Origin of the sequence: Paenibacillus sp. PvP094 (assembly GCF_040546835.1) — a bacterium.
In the GTDB taxonomy this organism is placed as follows: Bacteria; Bacillota; Bacilli; order Paenibacillales; family Paenibacillaceae; genus Paenibacillus; species Paenibacillus illinoisensis.
The window spans coordinates 4,466,850-4,491,551 of sequence record NZ_JBEPOM010000001.1 but is presented as its reverse complement, the minus strand read 5'-3'; the positions used below and the strand labels follow the sequence as shown (position 1 = coordinate 4,491,551).

At 45.1% G+C, this 24,702-nt stretch carries 22 protein-coding genes; 3 read left to right on the top strand and 19 right to left on the bottom strand.

The window, feature by feature from the left end; translation table 11 throughout:
- Positions 1-22: 22 nt before the first annotated feature.
- Entirely contained in the window at positions 23-715 is a 693-nt protein-coding gene (locus ABIC22_RS20715) for a pseudouridine synthase (RefSeq protein ID WP_354483452.1), read from the bottom strand.
- 112 nt (positions 716-827) lie between these two features.
- Here ABIC22_RS20715 and ABIC22_RS20710 point away from each other — a divergent pair, with 112 nt between their 5' ends.
- A complete protein-coding gene (locus tag ABIC22_RS20710; protein ID WP_127536667.1) occupies positions 828-1,715 on the top strand; it encodes a hypothetical protein in 888 nt (295 codons plus the stop codon).
- A 97-nt stretch (positions 1,716-1,812) separates the two neighbouring features.
- Here the strand turns inward: ABIC22_RS20710 and ABIC22_RS20705 are convergent, their stop codons facing one another.
- The 3 genes from ABIC22_RS20705 to ABIC22_RS20695 form a co-directional block, all read right to left on the bottom strand.
- A complete protein-coding gene (locus ABIC22_RS20705; protein WP_095357337.1) occupies positions 1,813-1,995 on the bottom strand; it encodes a YjfB family protein in 183 nt (60 codons plus the stop codon).
- A gap of 303 nt (positions 1,996-2,298) precedes the next feature.
- Entirely contained in the window at positions 2,299-3,159 is an 861-nt protein-coding gene (locus tag ABIC22_RS20700) for a Cof-type HAD-IIB family hydrolase (RefSeq protein WP_354483450.1), read from the bottom strand.
- A gap of 81 nt (positions 3,160-3,240) precedes the next feature.
- Entirely contained in the window at positions 3,241-3,765 is a 525-nt protein-coding gene (locus ABIC22_RS20695; RefSeq protein WP_354483448.1) for a GNAT family N-acetyltransferase, read from the bottom strand.
- A gap of 222 nt (positions 3,766-3,987) precedes the next feature.
- Here ABIC22_RS20695 and ABIC22_RS20690 point away from each other — a divergent pair, with 222 nt between their 5' ends.
- The gene (locus ABIC22_RS20690) at positions 3,988-5,148 is read left to right on the top strand and encodes a S8 family peptidase (protein ID WP_354483446.1); all 1,161 of its coding nucleotides are present in this window, start codon (positions 3,988-3,990) and stop codon (positions 5,146-5,148) included.
- Between the two features lie 134 nt (positions 5,149-5,282).
- Here ABIC22_RS20690 and ABIC22_RS20685 read toward each other — a convergent pair whose 3' ends face one another.
- The 9 genes from ABIC22_RS20685 to ABIC22_RS20645 all read right to left on the bottom strand — a co-directional run bounded on the left by ABIC22_RS20685 (position 5,283) and on the right by ABIC22_RS20645 (position 16,562).
- Positions 5,283-6,725 (bottom strand): 6-phospho-beta-glucosidase, encoded by a 1,443-nt coding sequence (locus tag ABIC22_RS20685; protein ID WP_354483444.1) that lies wholly within the window; start codon positions 6,723-6,725, stop codon positions 5,283-5,285.
- Between the two features lie 31 nt (positions 6,726-6,756).
- Positions 6,757-8,679 (bottom strand): beta-glucoside-specific PTS transporter subunit IIABC, encoded by a 1,923-nt coding sequence (locus ABIC22_RS20680; RefSeq protein WP_354483442.1) that lies wholly within the window; start codon positions 8,677-8,679, stop codon positions 6,757-6,759.
- A 355-nt stretch (positions 8,680-9,034) separates the two neighbouring features.
- On the bottom strand, positions 9,035-9,874 hold the full coding sequence (gene licT / locus ABIC22_RS20675) for a BglG family transcription antiterminator LicT (RefSeq protein WP_127537188.1): 840 nt from the start codon (positions 9,872-9,874) through the stop codon (positions 9,035-9,037).
- Positions 9,875-10,257: 383 nt separating this feature from the next.
- Positions 10,258-10,563, bottom strand: coding sequence for a hypothetical protein (locus tag ABIC22_RS20670; protein ID WP_127536661.1), 306 nt, complete (start codon positions 10,561-10,563; stop codon positions 10,258-10,260).
- 30 nt (positions 10,564-10,593) lie between these two features.
- The gene (locus tag ABIC22_RS20665) at positions 10,594-11,232 is read right to left on the bottom strand and encodes a pyridoxamine 5'-phosphate oxidase family protein (protein ID WP_354483440.1); all 639 of its coding nucleotides are present in this window, start codon (positions 11,230-11,232) and stop codon (positions 10,594-10,596) included.
- A gap of 45 nt (positions 11,233-11,277) precedes the next feature.
- The gene (locus ABIC22_RS20660) at positions 11,278-11,838 is read right to left on the bottom strand and encodes a DEAD/DEAH box helicase family protein (RefSeq protein WP_127536660.1); all 561 of its coding nucleotides are present in this window, start codon (positions 11,836-11,838) and stop codon (positions 11,278-11,280) included.
- Between the two features lie 154 nt (positions 11,839-11,992).
- Positions 11,993-13,081 (bottom strand): acyltransferase, encoded by a 1,089-nt coding sequence (locus tag ABIC22_RS20655; protein WP_354483438.1) that lies wholly within the window; start codon positions 13,079-13,081, stop codon positions 11,993-11,995.
- Positions 13,082-13,220: 139 nt separating this feature from the next.
- Positions 13,221-13,754: a GNAT family N-acetyltransferase gene (locus ABIC22_RS20650; RefSeq protein ID WP_354483436.1), complete on the bottom strand. Its 534-nt coding sequence runs from the start codon at positions 13,752-13,754 to the stop codon at positions 13,221-13,223.
- 111 nt (positions 13,755-13,865) lie between these two features.
- Positions 13,866-16,562, bottom strand: coding sequence for a family 78 glycoside hydrolase catalytic domain (locus tag ABIC22_RS20645; RefSeq protein WP_354483434.1), 2,697 nt, complete (start codon positions 16,560-16,562; stop codon positions 13,866-13,868).
- A gap of 136 nt (positions 16,563-16,698) precedes the next feature.
- On the opposite strand from ABIC22_RS20645, the gene ABIC22_RS20640 reads away from it, so the two are divergent.
- Positions 16,699-17,568: a helix-turn-helix domain-containing protein gene (locus ABIC22_RS20640; protein WP_354483432.1), complete on the top strand. Its 870-nt coding sequence runs from the start codon at positions 16,699-16,701 to the stop codon at positions 17,566-17,568.
- A gap of 29 nt (positions 17,569-17,597) precedes the next feature.
- On the opposite strand, the gene ABIC22_RS20635 is transcribed toward ABIC22_RS20640, so the two are convergent.
- The 6 genes from ABIC22_RS20635 to ABIC22_RS20610 all read right to left on the bottom strand — a co-directional run bounded on the left by ABIC22_RS20635 (position 17,598) and on the right by ABIC22_RS20610 (position 24,696).
- Positions 17,598-18,164 (bottom strand): 5' nucleotidase, NT5C type, encoded by a 567-nt coding sequence (locus ABIC22_RS20635; protein ID WP_127536655.1) that lies wholly within the window; start codon positions 18,162-18,164, stop codon positions 17,598-17,600.
- 136 nt (positions 18,165-18,300) lie between these two features.
- On the bottom strand, positions 18,301-19,764 hold the full coding sequence (locus tag ABIC22_RS20630; protein ID WP_354483430.1) for a glycoside hydrolase family 1 protein: 1,464 nt from the start codon (positions 19,762-19,764) through the stop codon (positions 18,301-18,303).
- 30 nt (positions 19,765-19,794) lie between these two features.
- Complete coding sequence (locus ABIC22_RS20625) at positions 19,795-21,714, bottom strand: beta-glucoside-specific PTS transporter subunit IIABC (protein WP_354483428.1); 1,920 nt, start codon at positions 21,712-21,714, stop codon at positions 19,795-19,797.
- Between the two features lie 127 nt (positions 21,715-21,841).
- Positions 21,842-22,684 carry a BglG family transcription antiterminator LicT gene (gene licT, locus ABIC22_RS20620; protein ID WP_354483426.1) on the bottom strand — a complete coding sequence of 281 codons (843 nt, stop codon included), beginning with the start codon at positions 22,682-22,684 and terminating at the stop codon, positions 21,842-21,844.
- 312 nt (positions 22,685-22,996) lie between these two features.
- The gene (locus ABIC22_RS20615; protein WP_354483424.1) at positions 22,997-23,437 is read right to left on the bottom strand and encodes a hypothetical protein; all 441 of its coding nucleotides are present in this window, start codon (positions 23,435-23,437) and stop codon (positions 22,997-22,999) included.
- 155 nt (positions 23,438-23,592) lie between these two features.
- Positions 23,593-24,696, bottom strand: a complete 1,104-nt coding sequence (locus ABIC22_RS20610; protein WP_354483422.1) for a metallophosphoesterase — start codon at positions 24,694-24,696, stop codon at positions 23,593-23,595.
- Positions 24,697-24,702 lie beyond the last annotated feature (6 nt).

The window sequence follows — 24,702 nt, the reverse complement described above, 5'->3', positions numbered from 1 at the left end:
TTGCACAAATGTTATTATTCAGCTAATTCAGTCTGGCAAGCAGCGTACTCAGCTCATGCTTCTCCAGATGCCTCCATCGTCCTCGTTCCAGCTGATCCAATGTTATATTCATAATACGGATGCGCTCCAGTTTCAGCACTCTGTACCCCAGGGCTTTGCACATTCTGCGAATTTGCAGGTTAAGCCCCTGTGTCAGAATAATCCGAAAAACATTCTCACGGTGACGATATACTTTGCATGGCTTGGTTATTACGTCCAGAATCTCGACTCCTTGGGACATCATTTTTAGGAATTCATCTGTAATCGGTTTATCCACGGTCACCACGTACTCTTTCTCATGATTGTGCTCTGAGCGCATCATTTTGTTGACAATCTCTCCATCGTTCGTAAGCAAAATCAAACCTTCCGAGGCTTTATCCAGCCTTCCAATGGCAAAGATGCGTGATGGATAATTTACATACTGTATAATATTGCCCTCGACTTGGTGTGCTGCCGTACAGACAATACCTATTGGTTTGTTGAGAGCCAGGTATACAGGCTCACGATCAACCTGAGGGATTTCCTTGCCGTCGATAAGGACGATATCTTCTGCTACAACCTCTGCCCCTTTTACACATACCTTACCATTGATCGTAATGCGCCCAGCTGCAATTAAGCGGTCTGTCTCTCGCCGTGAGCAGAATCCCGTTTCACTTATGTATTTATTAATTCGCATGCTTCACCGCTTCTCATCTGTAATAGAGCCATCATCTCATTTATAATGAAAGGAAGCAATGAAGCCTATGCGAAAGTCTTAGAATAAGCAACTAACTTTTGAGGAGATGCTCATGGACAAAAAATGCATTAAAGTGCTTAAAAAGCTGTATCTGCATACCAATGGCAAGTATGACAGGGAGCGCCAAGTGATGGTGTATCAAACGGATACACTAACTGCTGACGAACAAGAAGTATTACATACGCACGGCTGGATTCCTAATGATCTGGAGCTAATTGCTCATGACGAGATCATTCAACAATTAATTGATTTGCAGCAAAATGAACATCTATCCTGGACCACGATCACCAATGCATTTGTGGCGGGTGTTGGTGGAAGTTATCCCCGAGGCATAACTACACTTGGAAGCTATCATATGATGGTTCACATGCAGCACCATGCTTATGAAGAAGCGAAGCATTTCCATTGTTGTAAATACTGCGGTTTAAGCCGTAACAGCAATGACGCATGGGATAATTTGTCCTTTATTCGCTATGCCGTTCACTTGGGACATGATTACAGCTCGAATAGTTTAGGGACATATGCAGATTTGACAGAGTTAGTTTCCCTGCTTGAACATGAATCCATTACACCGAGTGAAGAGGACATTCACACCTTCAATCAACTGCTTCATAGTTTGGATCAGGCAGAGAGCGATGAATCTCCGGGAAAATATGAGAAACGGCTCACTGCGGAGAAATTGATCAAAGGACAGGCTGGCATCCGCCGAGGCATATTAAAATCTTTATCCCGAGTAGGGGTTCTGCCAAACCAGATTCTCCCCCTTCGTCCTGATCATTGGACCAATATCGAAGAGCTGCTGAATGCCGAATTACAGCTCAGCAATACGAAAGGCCGCTCCGACATGGAGATGCCTTGGGCTGGATGGCAAGGTAAACTCGGTGTGGATTGGGATAAGGCCCGTCAGCTTTTTGGAAATATGATCCTCCATCATTCTTAATCGAAAAAACAACCCAAACAGCTTCAATTCGATGAATTGAAACCGTTTGGGTTCGCTTGCTGCAATTGTTTTTGAACATGCATTTCTTAGAAAACGTCTAAACTGAAATATCCAGACTGCTTCCCAGATTCGGATGTGGGGCTGGAACAGATTTTAACATTTCCGTAAGCTGTTGACCTTGTTGTTCTGCCATGTTTTTCGACAATGACATCACCTGCAAACTCGCCGACTGCGCCAGCGACGTTTGACTCATGGCCATTGATAATGCTGCAATATCCATGTTCTGCACTCCTTTATGTTTCTAGTAAATGAGCGTACCTAATATATATCGGATACTGTACAGGAATTATGTAATCTAACACACGCCATGATCTTACTCTATGTTACAACTCAAGCGGGAGGGATCTGATGAACGGGAAAAAATTTGTATTTCTTTTTACGCTCCTATGCGGACTGTGCGTGGGAGGTTTCGGCGCTCTCCTCTTATGGATCCTGACCCTTGTCTCTGAGTCTTAACATTGCAAACAGACATCTCTATTACAGGAGCTGCCTGATCGCCCTACTATTTTAATTGGCAAGAACACTAGGACTGGATCAAGCCATACTTCACAAAACTGTGATACAACCCGTCTTCCTCAATGGTTCCGGTAATGTCATCGGCGATGGCTTTCAGACCGGGCTTCGCATTGCCCATGGCAATGCCTATATTGCAAAATTCCAGCATCTCGGCATCATTCATGCCGTCTCCTATGGCCAGTGTGTTTTCCCGAGACATGCCCAAGTGTTCCAGCAGATCCGCAATCGCAATTGCTTTATGAATGCCAGGAATCATAAGCTCCCCGCTTCCCTCTCCAAAGATAGGTACGGTACATTGGATTACCTCGAATTTGCCCTGAAATTCCTGCTTGATCCGTTCGAACGGAACCACAGCACTTTCCAGAAAACAAACCTTATTGACATCATCCTTATATAAGTTGGCTTCACCGTAGGTCAGACCCGTAATAAAGGGATGCGGCTTCTGTTCCTTTTTCGCTCTGGCTGCCGGATCATTCTCCACATCACCGTATATGCGACGTTCGAGATGGGTTTGAAGATTGCTACTTGCATAGAGGGCCGAATTGGATTCCAGATAAAAATCAATCTGATGTTCATTGAAAAAATCGACCATATGCCGAACGTCTTCAGCCGTTACCTTTTTATGATAGAGAACTTCATCACCAAACTCCACGTATCCGCCACCTGCACCAATCAGACCGTCGAATCCGACGTCCCAGATGGAATCATAAATTTCCGCTTTCGAACGCCCTGTGCACAAATAAAGCAGATGTCCATTCGCACGTGCCTGCCTACAAGCTTGCTGAGCTGAAACAGGTATGTTCCCATCATCATCCACAAGTGTTCCGTCAATATCGATAAAGACTATTTTCTGTGTCCGTGTGTTCATCTGCATCTGCCCCCATTATGTCTCATGCCATGTTGTAACCATCCATTCATTCATTCATTCAAAACATGTATACATTACGTATCACTTCTCAGCAGGCTTCTCCATATGCACAATTTGCCACTCATTATGCTCTTCGGTCACGATTGTAAATCCTTGACGCTGCCAGAAATCCACAGCCCCAGGCAAAAAACGGTGGGTGTGTAGGTATAGCGTGGTGTACGGCATTTCTCTTACCACACGCTCCAGCTCTTTCACTAAAAGTGAACCAATACCGTATCTGCGATAGGCAGGATCGACATAACATTTTACAATTTCAGCTGCGGATTGTTCCGGGTACCGACCTTCGATCACCTGAATCCGTCCATCATATGGCACAATGCCGATGGAGCCTACAATGCTTGCTTCTTCCGTTACGGCTACAAGAAAGACTGCACCCGCTGTCTCCATATAATGTTCTCTAAATTGCATCAGATCCGCAGGTATCTGTTCATGATTCATCATTGGAAATACTTCTCTGCGGACACGCATGGCAAAATCAACAGCTTGCTCAATCTGATGGAGCTGAACCTTCATTACCTTGGGCACTGTCTGAAGCTGTGTCACCATATTTTCATTCCTATCCTGTTGATTAGAGCCTGGCTTATAGCAGCTCCCCCGAACCCGCATTTTTAGCGAGCTCGCTCTCTTTCATCATCTTACCTAATTTAATTTCTTCTATCAATCTAGCTGTACTCCTATCCAAAATGATAGAAAGCCCGCGCGATGTGAGAGACTCTCTGCATACGATAAGACGTGTTACCAAATCAAACTCACAAGGGGGAAAAAGCGATGTGGCTATGGCTTGGTATCTCTGCTGCATTTCTGCTCATGCTGGGATTTGTATATCGTTACGTAGAAGACATCCTTGAAACGCGAAAGTTTCATCCCCATGCTCCCAAGCAACTCTTGATCAAATTTAGGGAAGGCACCACGGCAGATCAAATGCACACTCTGCATAAAAAAGGAAGATGCAAAGTTGCCGAAACGTATGAGGATCTCGGCTGGTATCGGGTGGAATCAAACAGAATCATGCATCGCATGCTAAAGAATTATAAGGATCATGAACTCATTGAACATGTAGAACCCAATTACCTCGCTCAGGCATCCTATACCCCGAATGACCCCTACTTCCCTTATCAGAATAACCTGCAAAAGATTAACGCACCTGCGGCTTGGGATATTAGCCAAAGCAACAGCTCTATCAAAATTGCCATTATTGATACCGGAGTACAGCTAAACCACCCCGAGCTTGCCAGCAAGCTCCTTCCAGGTTATGACTATGTCAGCTATGACGCCATCCCCGAGGACGGGAACGGACACGGCACACATGTGGCCGGAATTGCGGCTTCCGTCACGAATAATGGAGCTGGCATCGCTGGCGTTGCTCCGCTGGCGTCCATCGTACCCATTCGTGTGCTGGATGATAGCGGGATGGGAACCATGGGCAATGTCGGCAACGGGCTGGTCTATGCTGCCAATAACGGTATACAAGTCGTTAATTTGAGCCTGGGCGGACCTGTAGGTGATGCCTTCTTGCAAGCTGCGGTACAGTATGCCTGGGACCGCGGGGCAGTCATTATTGCTGCTGCCGGCAATGACAATACTTCGTATCCAATCGTGCCCGCTTCCTACCCCAATGTGATTGCCGTCGCTTCCACCAATCCTTCCGATCTGAAATCCAATTTCTCCAACTATGGTGCATGGGTTGATATGGCTGCTCCGGGTGACAGCATACTGTCGACATATCTCGGCAGCTCGTATGCTTATATGAGCGGTACATCGATGGCTGCACCGCAGGTTGCAGGTGCGGCTGCCTTGCTTGCAGCCCAAGGCAAAACCAATGCCCAGATCCGCGATGCGTTGTGCTTTGCCTCCGATCCCGTATCCGGGTCCGGTGTCTATTGGCAGTATGGCAGGCTAAACGCTCATCGGAGTCTGCAAGTCCCTTAATTGGTTCTTCTCTTAGATAAACATAAAAAAGTGAATTTTCCAAAGTTCTGTTCATTTGAACAAAAGAGGAGCAGAACCGTGTGTAACACAGGACTGCTCCTCCCTTTTTCTGAATTTCACTTACTGGACAGCACTTAGAAGTATTGTGCCCCATGAGTAGCAATGATGTCTTTGTACCAGTGGAAGCTTTTCTTTCTCACTCTTCTAAGCGAACCCGTACCGTCATTATTTCGGTCTACATAGATGTAACCATAACGTTTCTTCATTTCTCCTGTACCTGCACTGACCAAATCAATCGGGCCCCAGCTCGTATATCCAATGATCTCGACTCCGTCCTGAATGGCTTCTGCCATCTCGGCAAAATGACGGTTCAGATAGTCAATGCGGTAATCATCCTCCACCGTATCATTATCCAGCAATACATCCGTAGCACCAAGACCATTTTCCACTATGAATAATGGCTTGCCGTAGCGGTCGTGCAGCTGATTGCAGGTAATTCGCAGACCTTTCGGGTCAATGGTCCATCCCCATTCCGATGCATCAAGATAAGGGTTTTTCACGGAACCAAATACATTGCCCTCCGTTGAATCTTTCAAAATCTCCGGATCTGTGCTTGTGCAGCGGCTGGCATAATAGCTGAAGCCGATATAGTCCACCGTATTCTGCATAAGAAGTTCGGTATCTTCTGGATGCATCTCAATATGAATCCCGTTTTCTCTGAAGAAACGCTTCGTGTAGCCCGGGTATGCCCCTTTGGACTGAACATCAATGAAGAAAAAAGACTCGCGATCCTGCTCCATCGCCTTCCATACGTCCTCCGGATTGGAAGTGTAGGGATACACCGTACCTGCAGCCAGCATACATCCGATCTGTGCACCGGGAACCATCTCGTGACACGCCTTGACGGCAAGTGCACTGGCTACCAGTTCATGATGCGCCGCCTGATACAGGACCTGCTGCTTGTCCTCTCCCTCTTGCAGGACGATACCTGCACCAATATACGGAAGATGCAGAAGCATGTTGATTTCGTTAAACGTCATCCAGTATTTCACTTTGTCCTTATATCGATGGAATAACGTCTTCGCATAGGTTTCAAAAAAAACTATCATCTTGCGGTTCTTCCAGCCGCCATATGTTTGCACGAGATGTACAGGTACATCAAAATGACAAATGGTAACGACTGGTTCGATATTGTATTTCAACAATTCATCGAAGACATCATCATAGAATTGCAGACCTGCCTCATTTGGCTCGGCGTCATCCCCGTTCGGGAAGATTCGGGACCAGGCGATCGAAAGTCTGAAACATTTGAACCCCATCTCGGCGAATAAAGCAATGTCTTCCTTGTACCGATGATAGAAATCAATAGCTTCATGAGAAGGGTAGAACTCGCCTTCCTTGGGTTCGAACGAGTCCAGGTTACCCATCGCAATGGGGAAACGCCTAGACCCGGTAGGGATCAGATCGACCGTAGTCAATCCTTTCCCCCCTTCCAAATAGGCACCTTCCAGCTGATTCGCTGCTGTTGCTCCTCCCCAGAGAAAATTCTCCGGGAAGGAAGTTGGCTTTTCAAACATAAAGCACTCCTCCTCTTCATCGTAACTTGATTTAACCAAGCACCGTCAGCAATTTGTCTTTTTCGTTCACCGATGCATTCTCTGTGCCCACAACATCCAGGTAATTTGAAGTATTCGTAATAATAATGGGAGTAACCGTCTCATAACCGGCATCCTTGATGGCCTGCAGATCAAACTCCATAATCAAATCTCCAACGTTGACACGGTCACCATCTTTCACATGAGCATTGAAATGTTGACCTTTCAGTTGTACCGTATCTTGTCCAATGTGGATCAGCATCTCTAAACCATCATCCGTCACAAGTCCAATGGCATGCTTTGTGCGGTAAACCGTTTGTACAACACCTGTGATTGGAGATACCACTCGGCCACTTGTTGGTCGAATCGCAATGCCTTTACCCATATGCTCACCAGCAAACGTAATGTCGTTAATTTCCTTCAATTGAATAACTTCGCCAGCCATTGGGCTGAAGATTTCGTATTTGCTGTTCGGATTGGGATCGAGTGCAGGTGCTGGTGAAGCTGCCGGAGCTGATACTGGTGCAGCAGCTTCCTTGAAACCAATGACATACGTGAGAACGAAACCAAGTATGAACGCAACAGCTGTTGCAACAAGTGCCATATAGAATGTTGAATCAACACCTGTGGCCGGGTTAATGAAGGTCGGATAACCGAATACGCCAAGTCCACCAAACATGTACATTTTCGAACCGAAGAATCCCAGTATGGCGCCGCCAATACCACCTGCAATACAGCTCATGATAAACGGTTTTTTCAGTGGAAGGGTCACACCATAGATTGCCGGCTCGGTTACACCGAAGATGCCTGAGATGAAGGCAGGAATACTCAAAGATTTCAGTTTGGCATTTTTAGTTCTCAACATTACGGCAAGTACCGCACCAATCTGAGCAAAGGAAGCAGCGAACGACATGGCAACCACCGGATCCGCTCCGGACGTACTGAGGTTCAGAAGCATGACTGGAACTAGACCCCAGTGAAGACCGAACAGTACGAACACCTGCCACAGGCCGCCAATGATAAGTCCTGTAAGAAGTGGGCTCAGATCATAGATTCCGGTTGCTCCTGCACCGATCAACTGTCCAGCCCAAGTGGATACTGGACCAATTACAAGGAACGTTGCCGGAACGATAACAAGCAGCGTAAAGAATGGAACAAGGAATGTGCTAACCACTTTAGGAATAACATTTTTGAAGAATCTTTCGATTTTCACGGCAAAGAATGTAGCAATAATAATTGGAATAACCGACGATGAATAGTTCATCAGGATCACAGGAATACCAAGGAATGTAATATGAATCGGTGATTCAAACAACGTACCCGCGAATAGTGTGTACAATGGATCTCCCGCAGTCAAACCGGACAGCGTAGGATAAACCAGTGTAGCCCCGATGGCCATACCCAGAAACGGTGAGCCGCCAAATTTCTTGATAGCCGTATAACCTAGGAATACCGGGAAGAAGTAGAACAGACAGTCACCTGTTGCATTCAGCAAATGGTACGTTCCGGATGTGTCCGTCAACCAGCCGAAGGATAGAAACATGGCTGTAAACCCTTTGATCATCCCTGTTGCAGCAAGCAAGCCGAGAAGTGGAGTGAAAACTCCCGAGATCATATCGATAAATCGGCTGAACAGCCCTACTTTTTTCCCCGATTCGTCCTTCGTCTCTTCAACCTGACCTTCTGTCGGCAAGTTGCCCACCTTCACAATCGCTTTATATACATCCGGCACTTCATTGCCGATGACTACCTGATATTGGCCTCCACTCTGCATAACCGTAATAACGCCAGGCAGATTTTTAATCTCTTCTGTTTTAGCAACGCTTTCATTTTTCAGTTTAAAACGTAATCTGGTTACACAGTGGAAAACGCTGTTCACGTTTCCAGAACCACCTACACGGGATAGGATGTCTTTGGCCAGTTGATCGTAATTCATAGTTATTCTCCCTCTCTAAGTAGACTCCCCATGCTTGTGAAACAAAGAAAACCTGAACTACTGAACATACACAACGTGCCGGATGATCCGGAAACAAGTCGTGTTATTCAGCAATTCAGGTTTTGCCCTTAATGGTTGCAACCCTGTAAGGCTGTACACAGCGATATTCGGTTGTTACTTCAACAACTTCATCTTAAAGTAAGTTGCAACCAGTCTACTGACCTGGAGTGATCGGCATTGCCTGATTGAACAGTTACAATCCGATTTTGTATGCGCTTACTTTATGGATTCATAATAGTATAACTTCTGATCTTTTGCAAGCGCTTTTTTAATGGAATATTTTGGTTATATCGATCTACTCTGAAGTGGCGTGCACCACGCGTTCAATATGAATCGACAGATACATCATTTCCTCGTTAGTAAGTTGATACGTGTAGTTATTTTCAATGAATTTTTTGATTTTTTCGGAGCACTTGTGCGCTTCGGGATACTTCTTCTGGATCAGTTCAAACAATTCATCATCATTGTTATTTTTATAGTGCTTACCTTTCACCAAACGCTGGGCGAAAAATTTCAGATGTGTCACAAATCGGTAATAGTTCAGCGAGTTCTCGTCAAAATCCATTTTGAAATGGTACTTGATGATCGTCAGCACCTCTTGCATCACCTGCGTCATGCTTCGAATGTTCGGCATTTCTTCGTTAAGTGCTGCATTTACAAAATGCAATGCCATAAATCCGGCTTCATCTTCCGGTAACAGGACACCAAATTGATCACAAATCATGTTGAGGGCCTCGAGTCCCACTTCGTACTCATCCTTGTACAACTGTTTCGTTTCCCACAGTAGTCCATTTCGTATAGGCAGGTTGTTGCGATATCGCTCAATGGCGAAATGGATATGATCTGTAAGATGGAGATAGATGCTGTCATTCAATTTTTTGCCCAATTTCAGTTTGGCATACGCGATGATCTCTTCGGAAACTTTCATGTATTCCAGCGGTATGCTGGCGATTAATGTTTTGAAATTTTCCTGGATATCTTCGTTTTGCAAAGTAAAGATCTTGTCAATATGCTCCTCGGAGACCCGATCACCTGCCCGCTTCTGAAAAGCTATTCCTCGGCCAATGACGATGACTTCGCGCCCATCCTGAATGGCAACTACAGCATTATTGTTCAGCACCTTCTCGATTTTCACTTTATCCACCCCAATATACAGAAAAAGACAAGCCATACCTTCAACGAGGTCATAGGTCCTGCCCTTTTCAACTTCAATATCTACGATATGTGCGTTCATGGTATTACAATTTTCTACAATGTGCAACAATAAATTTAATTTGGTTCCATCTGTTTTATTTTATTCAGTCTCTCCCGTATGTTCTTGAAGCATTTGCATTAATTCCTCTGGAATTAGAAGAATACACCCAAAAATGAAGAGCAAAACTCATCTAATTTTCGGTCTGAGATAGCCAGTATTCCATACCATTCATGGTTAATGAGAGAAAGCGGCATGTATTACCGACCCGAGGAGAACTATCTCTTTTTTTGCATTAAATTGCATGACGTAACAGACTTGCACGCCTAGTTTTTCTTATTTCTATTTTCCTTCTCCAGTTCAGCTTCAATCCTCTTGTTAATCACACTCATCTCATCGGAACTAAGTTGATCCACTTGCTTGAACTCTTTATCGAATTCGTACTCTTTTGATTCCTTATTGTTCATCAGCCCCAAATGATTTTTAATCGCACGAATGTCCTCACGAAGATACAACGTATTTCGATAATTATCCACCACAAGACCAAGTATAATGCCAATGACGATGACAGTGCCGTACGGCACCAAAAGACTAACAATGGCTCCTGCAATCATCAAGACTAATACAAACAAAATGATTCAACTCCTTAGAATTTGTAAATATTAATACAATCGTTTCTCATACGATTCTTGCATAGAACGGTCGACATCGTCCTCCGTAACACCTAATTTGCTAGCATGCGCAGCGATAATACGTGCTGGTTTGGGTAATTCCTCCTTAACGAGCCAGTTCTCAGGTTCCCATGTGTGCGAACGTTTAAAGGCTTTGCCACAATGCATATAGCACTCTTCTACCGTTACAGCGATACCTAGTTTGGGTGTTTTGCCCTGCGCCTGCATTTGCGTCATCATGTCCATATCCCGAATAATCATCGCTCTGCCATTGATACGCAGTGTCTCTTCAAGTCCAGGAATAACAAAAATCAATCCAATGTGCGGATTGGACAAAATGTTTAGCAGCGAGTCAAAACGTCGGTTGCCCGGCCGTTCCGGAATGACCAAATGATGCTGATCTACGACATGTACGAATCCTTCTCCGTCACCACGGGGAGATACATCACAAGAGCCTGATCGATCACTGGTTGACATAAAGAGCAGGCCAGAACGGGCAATGAATTGCTGACAATGCTCATCCAGATAGGCAATCGATTTATTCTTCACCAATTCTCCCGGTGTACCGCAGATCTCTCGAAGAACGTCCTCCGACGCTATGATGTCTTTAAATATGTTGTTGGTCAACATGACCACGTCCTTTCTATCCTTCTAAATTTCTGGGTAATTAACTGATTATAGATCAAATCTTTTCTTGATGGCTTCTGCCACCTCTTCAGGACTTTTATGTGTGTTATTGATTCGAATGTAGTGCTCATGTGTAAATTCTCCAGGGACTGAATTCAGTTGGTGCTTGTTCATGCTATCTAGCAAATCCTGTTCGGACCATTCTACGTTTCGCTTCGTTGCCTTATGCAGCAGCCGGTGAGGACTCCGGTTACGCTTCAATCGCTCCGGCATATCTGCCTCCAATTCGACATAACACACCTGTCCGCCATGAGCAGTGAACAGCTCACTGATTTTACGGATATATTCTGCATCCTCTTTAGAATCAAACGCCCACACGTATGTAAAGATCAAGCCGGGAAGATTGCTCTTCGCCACTTCTTCAAAAATTTCCTGGCGAAACAGACTCACCAGTCGTTTACCTTGAGGTGTACCATAACTGAAATAGGGAGCTACCAGTTCAATGGTCATGTGATTATGAAACAACTTCAGATCCGTGATCTTCTCCAGTTCCTGGCCGACAGTCATCTTCCCGACCGCTTGTGGACCAAAAATGATGACAAACTTCATCCCATCACTCCTCATTTGGATATAAATGATTTGAATTTTCTGGACATTCATCCATAATACCTCTTTAAAAGCAAATAAAAAAGAGATTCAAGTTCCCCCTTTTTCATCAGGAGCCTTAGAATCTCATTCATATTTTTAAAAATAATATTCAAAATTATCGCCCAATCAGTGCCCAGCCCCATTTCATTCGCCGTAATCCAATCGCTATCAACCAAGAGAGCAGCAGGGCAAGGACGTATGACAGTAGTATGCCAAGACTAAAATGCCGGGCCAGTTCCACCGAGAACTCCCGTCTCCAGAATAACAATACTAATGGGTGCATCAAGAAAACTCCGAAGGCCACTGTACCCAGTGAGTCGAAAAGACGATGAATCCGATGTGCTCGATCCCGCTTTTTTGCCGCCATTCTTTCACATCCCATCAACAATAACAAACATGCAGAAAGTGTAAACAAATTCCGGAACAAAAACAGCAAGATATACATCATGATTGGAATTGCAGTTAAGGATGTTTTTATGTAGACACTGCCATAGATAAATATAAAAGCTCCGCTTAAAAAGGCCAAAATTAAGACATAGCGGTATGAAGGCAGTTTCCCCAGAGAAACGTTAAAGTTCAGGCCAATCCATGCGCCAAACCCAATAACGATCAGGTAACTCGGCAGTAGACTTCCCATTCGTTCGAAGTGAAACTGAAGATGCAGCGCATAAAAGACAGCCTGAGCTGCAACGAAGAATAAGGGCAGATAACGCTTAAATAAACGAAACCGGGTTAGTGATAACAGTAACGGAAATACCGCATAAAACTGAAGAATAATAAGAAAAAAGTATAAGTGCGTATGGGCTGTTCCTGTGAGCAATTGTTTAAGAAAAAAAGTAAAATGAGACATTGGATTATGACGTGCCAGCAGCTGTTTGACCGCAAAGTAAATGAATGACCACATCACATAAGGCACAAACACATAGAGCAGACGCTTTTTATAAAATCCGAACACCCACCCTGTTTCCTTCACCCTGGCACTATAATTGTAGAACAAGACAAGGGAGGACAAAAACAGAAACGCAGGCACCGCAAATTGCAGTATACTGTTCCAGAAAAAATAAAAATCATGGCCTTGCGAATGAGTTGAGTAATGTGTAACTGCTGTGGATGTTGCATGGATGGCAACCACCGCCATGATGGCAATAGCCCGAAACAGATCCAGATATTCAATTCGCCGGGGCCGATTAACCGGTTGATTCATGATAAAACCTCACTTATGACTGATATGGGATGATAGTTTCCGGCCGCAATCCAGATTCTACACTTCATAGTAATCAGCCTGAGAGGGTTATACAATCGATATCCATATTATTTTCGTCAATTCACACCCATATTCAACATTATTCGACATTATCAATCCAGAATCGCTCCACTACGTTACCATCTGGCTCAACATAATGTTGATCCTGCACTCCCCCATTACGAAGAATGACTTTTTTGGAAGCGATATTGTGGGCGTCGCACACAACCAGCACTTTGGTAATTCCAAGCTCCCGAGCCTTAACCAGGCTCAGTTCAAGGATCTGTGAACCATAATGGTTCTGACGCTCATCTGGACGAATTCCATATCCGATATGTCCACCACTGTTGAAAAGTTTGTCCGTAAGCTCATGCCTGATATTTACGGCACCAACCATCTTGCCGGTCTCTGTTACAAGCCAGTATGTACTATCCTTGACCCACCCTTCCGGAATGTCAATTCCTTGTTCACTTCGATGAAGAGAGGCTATCATTCCTTCAAAATCACTTGGATCTTTTGCAATAACCCAAGGTACCATCAATTCTCCACTTTGGAGCCAATCCTGATAAAATTCCATGTAAGCTTCTTTATACGCAATCGATGGTCTAACGAGTCTGACTTGTTCTTTTGTCATACGAAGTACACTCTCCTTTCCCTGATTCTACAATTACATTAAATAAAAATGAAGAAGGACCTGCGTTAATGCAGCTCCTTTTTTCACAATTCTTATATTCCTCTATCTATATTACTTTATGATTACGTGCTCCGATTCCTCCACACACTTGTATGTGAAATGGTAACTTCCCGATCCCAAATCAATCTTCACGTGAGATTCTCTCGTTTGAACACCCTGAAGATGAGGCACCTGGTGCAAAGGAAGGCCACCCTCCATAACTGTCTGAAGGCTTGCACCCGGCAAAACAACGGTACCAGTTGCATTTGCGGGAATGGTTACGTGCACTTCCATCTCATTGTGTTCCCGGCGATACCAGTTTGAACCCACACGTCCATACATTGTATCAAGACTTGCTTCCACCCAATCCAGACCCGGACCAGGCTGCGGCTCAATATGCACAACATGGAAGCCCGGAGATTGCTCACCGGAACGAATGCCTGCAACATTACGGTATAGCCACTCTCCAATGGCACCGTACGCATAATGGTTGAATGAATTCATATCTGCACTCCATAGGCTTCCATCTTCTTTTATTCCGTCCCAATGTTCCCAGACGGTCGTCGCCCCTTTCGTTACCTGATACAGCCAGGACGGGTAGTCTTCCTGAAAGAGCAGCGTGTAAGCCAGATCATGATGCCCCGTTTCGCTGAGTACCGGATTCAGGTATGGCGTTCCAACAAAACCGGTTGTCAGATGATTCCCTGCATCTGTAACCAGTTTTCCCAGTTGGTCGATAGCCCGCTGTCTTGCCTTGGAATCCAGTAATTCAAAATGCAGGGCAAGAACATGGGCTGTTTGTGTAGGAACCGCCAATTTCCCCGAAGGCGTAACAAATTCCTCACGGAAGGCCGTTACAATATGTTCATGCAAATTTGCATAGTATGCTTCATCTTCGCCCTGCCCAAGAACTGCGGCTGCCTTTCTCACAAGTGAGACCGAATAGGCATAAAACGCAGTTGCCACAAAGTCCTTGTCCGTGGCACCAATGTAGCTGTCCGGCTTGGAATCGAGTCCAAGCCAGTCCCCAAAGTGAAATCCCGTGTTCCATAAGTATGGATCGTTACCTTGCTCATAAATATAATGAACCCAACGTTTCATGCTATCATATTGCTCGGCAAGCAGTCTGACATCCCCATACATCTCGTAAATGGTCCAGGGACAGATGACCGCTGCATCGCCCCAAGCAGCCGAGGAATGACTGGTATCTCCCCAGCCCTCTGAAGTTGAACTTCTTAGATCCGGAACGAAAAAGGGAATACCGCCGTCCTCGCCCTGATCTGCCTGAAGATCCCGCAGCCATTTCGTGAAGAAGGGACCCGTGTTCATTAGATATGAAGCTGTCCGAATAAACATCTGGGCGTCGCCGGTCCAACCAAGACGTTCATCCCGTTGTGGACAGTCTGTCGGTACGTCAAGAAAATTCCCCTTTTGTCCCCAAAGTATGTTGTGATGAAGCTGGTTAACAAGCAGGCTGGAGCATTGAAAATCACTTGTTCGCTCCATATCAGAGTGCAGCACCACTCCCTTAAAGTCATCTAGATTTATGGATTCCGCGAATCCAATGAGCTTAACATAACGGAATCCCTGAAATGTGAAATGGGGTTCATACGACTCAACCCCCTCACCTTTTAAGGTATATCGAATAGACTGCGCTGCCCCGCGCAGATTCTCGGTATAAAAATTACCCTCATGATCCAAAATTTCAGCGTGTCTTAACTCAACGGTATGCCCTTGTTTACCCTCGATGTTGAATTTCACCCATCCCACCATATTTTGCCCCATGTCCAGCACGCGGTCTCCCTGTGGTGTTGTGATCAAGGCGATAGGTTCGAGCTCCTGCACCTGGGTAACAGGTACATTCTCCTGAGCAACGATAATATCCTTGGTATATTCCAGTACTTCTACAGTTGACCAACGGTTTGAAGTGTTATCTGTCCAATCTGTCTCCAAGCGCGCATCGTATGTCTCCCCCATGTAGATATCCGACATACAGATGGCACTGCTCGCCGTCTTCCAGTCTCCATTAGACAGAAGGGTTTCTACCGTTCCATCCGCGTAGTGAATATGGAGTTCCAGCAGTAAAGCTGCTTGATCTCCGAATATCCTCTTTTCTTTATTCCATCCCAAATGACCTTTATACCAACCGTCACCAAGGTATGCACCCAGAATATTCCCACCTGCTTGAAGAAGATCAGTGACATCATACACCTGGTATTGCAACCGCTTACCATAACTGGTCCATCCAGGCGTAAAATAATCCTGACCCACTCTCTTGTTATTCAGGTGCAATTCATAGAGTCCAAGAGCTGTTACATATATTCTTGCACGAGTTACCTCTTGTTTCAGTTCGAAAGTCGTACGTAGGCGAGGACAGGCCGTATCATGCTCATCTTCGGGTCTTGACGTAATCCAATCAGCCTGCCAAGCATTCTTGCTGTCCATCAGTCCCATCTCGAAGAACGCTGCTGCTGACCAGGCAGATTGCTCTTCAGCAGTGTCCCAGACACGAATGCGATAATAATACCGGGTTCGTGCCTGAGGCTCCCAACCAGCCAGTTCCACATGAATGGACTGATCGGAGATTACTTTCCCGGAATCCCATTCAGTCTGTTCATGGCCATCCGTTAGAGACAATTGAATTTGATAGGCGGATTGAACACAGTTTCGCTGGTCCGACTGCAATTGCCAGCTTAATCGGGGTGATTTTACATCCAGTCCAATCGGATTTACTTTATACTCGCAACGAAGATGATTGATGGTCAACATAGGATAAACATTCCTTTCCATCGTGGTTTCCAACACAGGCTTACGCTATAATTATACTGATCCCGCTCAAGGAAATACCCGGTAATGAGGACTATTTAACCCGGTAATTCGGCCATAACCATAAGGAGGTGAAGCCATGAACTCATCAGTACACCTGTTAAAAAGTGAACTCTTCTTCAACTCCGAACTGCAGCTCTTTGTTAATAGATGTACCGAGGACTTCAACCTCCCTTTCCATGCCCATGATTTCTTGGAATACAGTTATGTTGCGGAAGGAGCAGGTTTCCATCACATTGATCAGGACATTGTCCAGGTTCAAAAAGGCATGCTCTTTGTCATCCCGGTCGGTGTTCCCCATGTATTTCGTCCATCATCCGCCAATGTCTCAGAGCATCCGCTCATCATATATAACTGTCTGTTCCATACCGAGCTGATACATAAACTGTCCCTCACCATTCAGGAAGAGGACATTCGAAGCCACCTGAACGATTTGGCCAACAATGAGGTCTCTTATATATCCATTGGTGATCAGAATCGACAAATTGAAGAATTGATGGTGAAGCTCTACCACGAAACTTCGGTTGCGGGAATCGGATCTTCCACCATGCTGTACACCCTCGTTTGCCAGCTTATCGTAACGACCTACAGACAGCTTCATCAGAAAAGGCACGGTGAACAAAGGCCATCTTCCGATTTTGAATACATCCTTCAATATCTGAATCAGCATCTGGGCATGCGCATTCGCATGAGTGATTTATCTCACCGTTCAGGTTGGAGCGAAAAGCAAATTGGCCGCATGTTCTTGAGCTATACGGGCCAGACGTTCAGCTCTTACCTCCAGCACCTGCGCATACAAAAAAGCCGTGAACTCCTAAAGAATTCACAGCATAAAGTTAGCCTCATCGCTGAGCTTGTCGGCTACCGTGATGTAGATACATTCTACGCCGTTTTCAAACGAATTACAGGGGAAACTCCGCTGACATACCGCAAAAAGTCCAGAACCTGAAGTCCTGGACCTTCCTTTTGGTACTTTGACTAGCCACTTGCAGTCTCAAACAAATCATCTATGTACGCTTTGGCACCTTTCCAACTGGACATCAAGGGAAACGGATATTGTTCCCGTTCACTCCCATTCCATGGATGCGGAATGCAAATGACTTTTTTTCCCTCTTTCCAGGCAGGAATCAAATTATGTGCTCCGTCATCAATTAACAAGTCAAAGTTAATCAAATTTTTCCGTTTGCATGTGATAAACTGCTCCGGCGTGATAAAGGGCATATGGCGCTGAAGCCAGTTCCACTTTTCCACCACGGTCTTCGGGTCTGCTGCCGTTACAATAATAACATCATAAGCTTCATTCAGCTTCTGCATTTCATCCACAACGTACTCGTCATACAGCTCCAATTCCTCGAATAGTCCCGGCCGACCATAAAAAACATCATGAGTACTCTCCGGATGACGCAAGTGAGACGTATCCCAATGAGTCATATCCTCATAACGCAGCGGATGGGTCGGGAAGTTGATGTTGTTGTGGTAAATGGCTCGCCGGACCAGATGACAGATCGTATCATCCATGTCTACAGCAATAATTGGTTTCTTCATGTTATCCCTCCCCCGTACGAACACAGTATATCACCCCGGGTGTCATGAAGCTATTCTTTTTACCATCTCCTCTATGGGTAAAAAAAAGCCGCCCCCTGCGCCGCTCATCTGCTGCGCCTGGGGCTGCCATTATGAATTAAGCCAAATCTTCACCGTTGGAAGCAATGACTTTTTGATACCAGCCAAAGCTTTTTTTCTTATAACGGTTCAATGTACCGTGTCCGTTATCGTCTTGATCGACATAGATTACGCCATAACGCTTGGACATTTCGGAGGTGGATGCACTGATGATGTCGATCGCTCCCCAGTTTGTGTAACCCATGAGGTCCACACCATCCATAACGGCTTCCTTCATTTGCGTAATATGTTTTCTCAGGTAGTCAATCCGGTAATCATCGTTAATGGAACCATCAGCCTCAAATGTATCCTTGGCACCTAGTCCGTTCTCCACGACGAATAATGGTAATTGATAACGATCATACAGCTCCTTGAGCACTACGCGAAGACCGATTGGGTCAAGCTGCCAGCCCCATTCTGTACGCTCCAGATTCGGGTTCTTGATCGTGCTGTACAGATTGCCACCGGTCACTCCATATTCCTCAGGATTTACGGCAGATACCAGAGAAGTGTAATAACTGAATGAGATGAAATCGACTGTGTGCTTTTTCAACAGCTCCTCATCGCCTGGTTCCATGACAATGGAGATTCCATGCTCAGCCCAGTATCGAGCCATGAAGGTTGGATAGCTTCCTCGAACCTGTACATCAGTATGAAGCAGATTCAGCTGATTATCAATCTGTGCCTGCAGCACATCTTCTGGCTTCGAAGTGGCCGGATAGTGAATCATGCGAGCGAGCATGCAGCCAATCCGAAACTCCGGATTAATTTGACGTGCTTTTTCCGTAACCAGACTGCTGGCAACAAATTGGTGATGAAGTGCCTGATACGAAGCCTGCATCACGTTATCCACACGGTCTTCGATAATGCCTCCACCTGTAAACGGCTCGATGATGGTTGTGTTGATTTCATTAAACGTCAGCCAATATTTCACTTTGTCCTTATAACGGGTCATCACCGTTTCGGCGTATCTCAAGAAATGGCCAATCACTTCCCGGCCAGCCCAGCCGTTATACTTCAGTACCAGTGCCATTGGCATTTCATAATGAGAAAGTGTTACGAGTGGTTCAATGTTGTGCTTGCGCAGTTCATCGAATACTTCGTCATAGAAGCGCAGTCCTTCTTCATTAGGTTCCGCATCATAACCGTTCGGGAAAATACGCGGCCAGTTGATTGATAGACGAAATGTCTTGAAACCAAGCTCAGCGAATAGCGCAATATCCTCTTTGAAGCGGTGATAAAAATCAATGCCGTAGCGTTTCGGATAACCCTCCGCACTATGGTGGGACATCGCTTTCTCAACGGTTGCAGTCGTCACATGCATGAGCTCTCTTAGATTGGTGTAGTCTTTTTTTTCAAAATAAGGAACCATGTCCGCCGTGGACCAGCCTTTGCCACCTGCATCGAATCCACCTTCAGCCTGATTGGCGGCAATGGCGCCGCCCCACAGAAAGCCTTCCGGAAATCCTTGTCGATTAATCATGCGTATCTCTCCTCTTCTCGTTGATTAAGATTAAATTTGGGCTTTCAATACCTCTTGACCCATCGTGATCTCACCCAAATTTACTGGCTGAATGTCTTTGTAATCAGCTGTGTTCGTAACAACCATGGCCGTTGTAATGTCATATTCTTTTGCAATTTGATCGAGTTCGAAGGAAAGCAGCTTGTCTCCAGCCTGTACGCGAGTTCCGGCAGCAACATGGGATTCAAAATATTGTCCGCGCAGTTTGACTGTATTGATTCCCACGTGGATCAGGAGTTCCATGCCGTTATCACTGCGTACAACGATCGCATGTTTCGTTTTGAACACATTCATAACTGTTCCTGTCACTGGAGATACGAGCTCGCCTACGCTTGGAACAAATGCAATACCTTTACCCATTAATTCATCGCCAAACGTTGGATCATTGACTTCTTTCAGCGGAATTGCTTTTCCTGTCATCGGAGCTACAGCTATCGCATCACTTGTTGGTGTTGGTGCACCCATATCATCCACGTTCACTGCTGCTGCCTCATTGGAAGGCGCTGCTGCTGGCGTAGAAGAAGCACCAGGTGAGAATTGAGCGAGCGCTTCTGCGTCTCCTTCTTCTTCCTTAATTCCAAATACCGTGGACATAATCGCACCTACCACGAAAGCAAGAATCATACCAATCAGGGAATACCAGAACGTTTGTCCAATCAGGGAAGGCAGTCCAGGAAGTCCGCCGTTACCCGCAAGTACATAAGCTTTGGCTCCAAAGGCCAGTGCGAATCCGCCACCTACAGCACTACCGATCATGGCTGCAGCAAATGGTTTTTTGTATTTCATGTTTACCCCGTACATTGCCGGTTCAGTTACACCCATGAGGGCTGTAAAGCTGGTCGATAATGCAACGGTTTTGAGCTTTTTGTCTTTTGCCCGGAAAAATACGCCGAGAGTTGCACCGGCTTGACCCATATTGGAGATATACGTCAGCGGCAAGAATTTATCAAAGCCCAGTGTAGCAATGTTACTCAGGATAATCGGAACAAGTGCATAGTGCATTCCTGTCATAATAATCAGCGCCATTGCACCGCCAAGCACGATACCTGCAACCAATCCGCCTTCATTCAGCAGCCAGTTAATACCGCCGGACAATCCATTACCTACGAATGTACCCAATGGACCGATCGCGATCAGCGTAACCGGAACCATAACAAGCAAAGTAATCAACGGAACAAGCAGCAGCTTCAAAGCGGCCGGAATTACGCGGTCAACCCACTTCTCAACATAGGACATGAGCCATACGGCCAGCAAGATCGGGATAACCGATGATGCATAGCTTACTGCCGTTACCGGGATGCCGATAAAAGCAACGGATTCGCCGCTGGAGAGCAGTGTGCTCATATCCGGATACATCAACGCCGTACCTAATGCAATCGCAACAAACGGATTACTGCCGAACTTGCGGGCAGCGCTGACTGCAATCAGCAGTGGCAGGTAATGGAATACACCATCACCGATGGCTGAGAGAATACGATAGGTGTCCGTACCTGCTGACATCCAGCCGAGAGATACAAACAGGGCAAGCAAACCTTTGAGCATACCTGCAGCGGTGATCGCTGGCAGCATGGGTGCAAATACGCCTGCAATCGTTTCAAATATTTTAAGAATTACATTTTTTTTGTTATCCGACTTGGTCTCTTTCTTTTCCGGGCTCTGCTGCAGAGCTGGATGTTCTTTGACCATCGCATCAAACACTTTTGGTACATCATTACCAATGATAACCTGGAACTGGTCGCCGGAAATGTTGGTCCCCATGACCTTGTCCAGCTTCTTGAGTGTACCGTTATCCACTTTGTCATTGTCTTTCAATTCAAAGCGAAGACGGGTAATACAGTGGTACACCGAGTTGATATTATTTGTGCCCCCAACGGCTTTGATAATTTCCTGTGCCGTTTCCTGATGGTTCATGATGTTTTCCTCCTCATATTTTCCAATAAAAAATACCCGAACGAATATGACACGTCATGTGCGCGTCATTTCATTCGGGTATTGCCTGATTGAACAGTAACAAGCCCATGGGATATTCAGTTAACATCTAATTTTCTCGCTTGGTTTTCATTAACCGCTCCAGATGGAGCGTGAGATATAACTGTTCCGAGTGTGTCATGTCGTATTGATAATTCTTATGGATAAACGTTTCGATCTTGCCGATACATTTGAAGGTTTCCGGATAGTTTTTCCGAACCACCTCGTATAAATACTCCTCTGCATCATCATGAGTTGAATGCGTGATGACTCTCTGGCAGAAGTACTTCAAATGTGTGATGAAACGGAAATAGTTAACGCTATCTTCATCCAACTCGACATTGAAGTGATATTTGATAATGTTCATGATTTCCTGAAGCAGCTGCATGAGATGAGTCACATCATTCATGGAATCATTGACTTCCGCATTAATGAAATGCAGTGCAATATTGCAAATCTCATCTTTGGGAAAATCAATATCCAGTCTTTCCTTGAGCAGCGTGAGCGCTTCTCGGGCGACATCGTACTCCGCCTTGTAAAAGTGCTGCACTTCCCAGGAAAGCGGATTCCTTGTAATCATGCCCTTTACCATTCGCTGGACAGCAAAATGAATGTGATCCGACAACGAGACATAGATCCCGTCACTGATGGTTTTATTCAGTTGCGTACGCGCCAGCGTTACGATATCATCCGTTGCCTGCAGAATTTCAATCGGCACTTCTGTGACGATGGACTTAAATTTCTCATAGATCGATGCATCCTGAAGACGGAATACTTTCTCTATCCGTTCCTCATCAATCTCATCACCGACTTTGAACTTAAACCCGATACCCCGGCCGAGGATCAGCAGTTCCTGATTTTTGTCATCCACGGTACTGACAATATTGTTATTAAATATCTGTTTAATAATCATTTTGGACCACCCGTTTTTTTTGAGGATTAAAAAAGGGCAAAACCAAAATAGAAATAATAAAATCATTTCCATAGTGGTTTTGCCCGCATTACCGGTAACAAGCCTCGGGTATAATTTATCACAACCTGAAAACGGTGTCAACCAAAAATGCTACCACTGTCTTATTTACATCGGCTAATTACATAGAAAAATCCTTTTTATTAGGGCTTTAATCTTAGCAATTTACTTTCTATCAGCTATTTACTTGTTTACCCCTATAGAGTATTGCCATCGTACAGTGGTGTGAAACCTTATTAATAAATACTAGTTATTCTAATTCATTCGGGTATCATCTGTTACTTTAGAAAGCAAAGGCTTGTCACTTAACGGTTGAAATCGCACAAGCTTATAACTGTTAATCCATTCTTCGCTTACTGCATTTAATACAATTATTTCTGCGAGGTACTGTTTCTTTAACTCCGTTAACTTCACATCTACAGTTGAATATTCAATTTCATCAATGCCATAATAGACGTAAATCCACCCCTCATGCTCAGCAGCTAACACTTCAAATTTTCTGGCTTTGCCCGCTTCGTCTTCAATTACCTCCATGACCTCAGGTGGTGCCTGAGCAAGTTCAATCGTCTCAAAAGCAACTTCAGGAATCTGGGACTGGTCTCTAATCCAGTAGAGATAGCCAGCCAATATAACCAACATCAGACCCATGACGGGCACTAATCGATTTCTTATTCGGGAATGTCTTTTTGTGTTCAACTGATCATCTCTTTCTTAGAAGTATGTATGTTAATATCCTAGTTTCCGAAATATATAAGCTCTATTTATATAAACACAGGTTAGATGCTTTTGGTTTGCTTAAAGCAAAGACACTTCCATAAAAAAAGACCCTTCCTTTGAAGGGCCTTTTACTATTATTGTTGGAATGTCACATGAATCTGAACAATTTCAGAGCGACTGCTCGTGCGGATTGGCGGTCCCCAAAAGCCATAACCCGAGGTCACAATGGAATGCATCGAACCTTTTTGTAAGTAACCCCAATCGTTCTCGTAGATCGCCTGCGTGATGAATTGAGCTGGTGCAATCTGGCCACGGTGGGTGTGACCGTACACAACCAGATCTACATGATTCTGCTCCGCAATATCCAGATCATACGGCTGATGATCCATCATCAGCACCGGCTTGCTGAGATCGGTATCCTGTATCAACGTTGCCACTTCAGCACGATCGTCTTCCGTTCTGTCTTTCCGTCCAATCAAAGTGATTTTGTCGTCCAATATGATCTTATCATCGTAGAGAACCTGCATATTGCTCTTCTCCAGTGCAGCAATCAGATCTTCAATCGGACCGTCGAACTTGTCATGATTGCCCAATGAAGCGTAGACTCCGTAAGGCGCCTGGATACCACTGATAATATCTGCGATGCCACTACCCAGGTACATGTCCAGATTGTCATCGATAATATCACCGGGATAGAGGACCAAATCAGGCTTCAAAGCGTTAATTTCCTCCACCATGCGCTTGGCATGTGCCGGTCCTGATAGAAGTCCAAAATGCATGTCGGCAGCCATAACAATGTTGAGACTGTCGATTCCTTCCACCTTTTTATCAATCTGAATGCTGTACTCTCTGACGACTGGACTATACGCATTGTAGATCCCGTATGCCATCGTAGAGAGAAGTAACACCAAAGTAACTACACCCGCCCACTTCTGCGTGTGATGTCTGGGAATCCGCGTTAATCGGAGCAACCACAATGTTAAATGAATAACGGGCAAGATCAGCAGCAGCAACGAAAAAATTGCAAGCCAGTAAGAACCAATCACACTTAAGAAGGATATACTTCCAAACAGCCGGGCCAGAATGAATGAAACTGCAAGAAATACAAGGGCCACAATATAGAACCATCGAAATCTGGCTGACACGACAGGCTTCATCCAGCTCCAGCCGCTCCAACCTATGTAAAACACCAATAAACCGTATACCACCAAAAACAAAATGCCTGCCAATACGAACATGCTCCG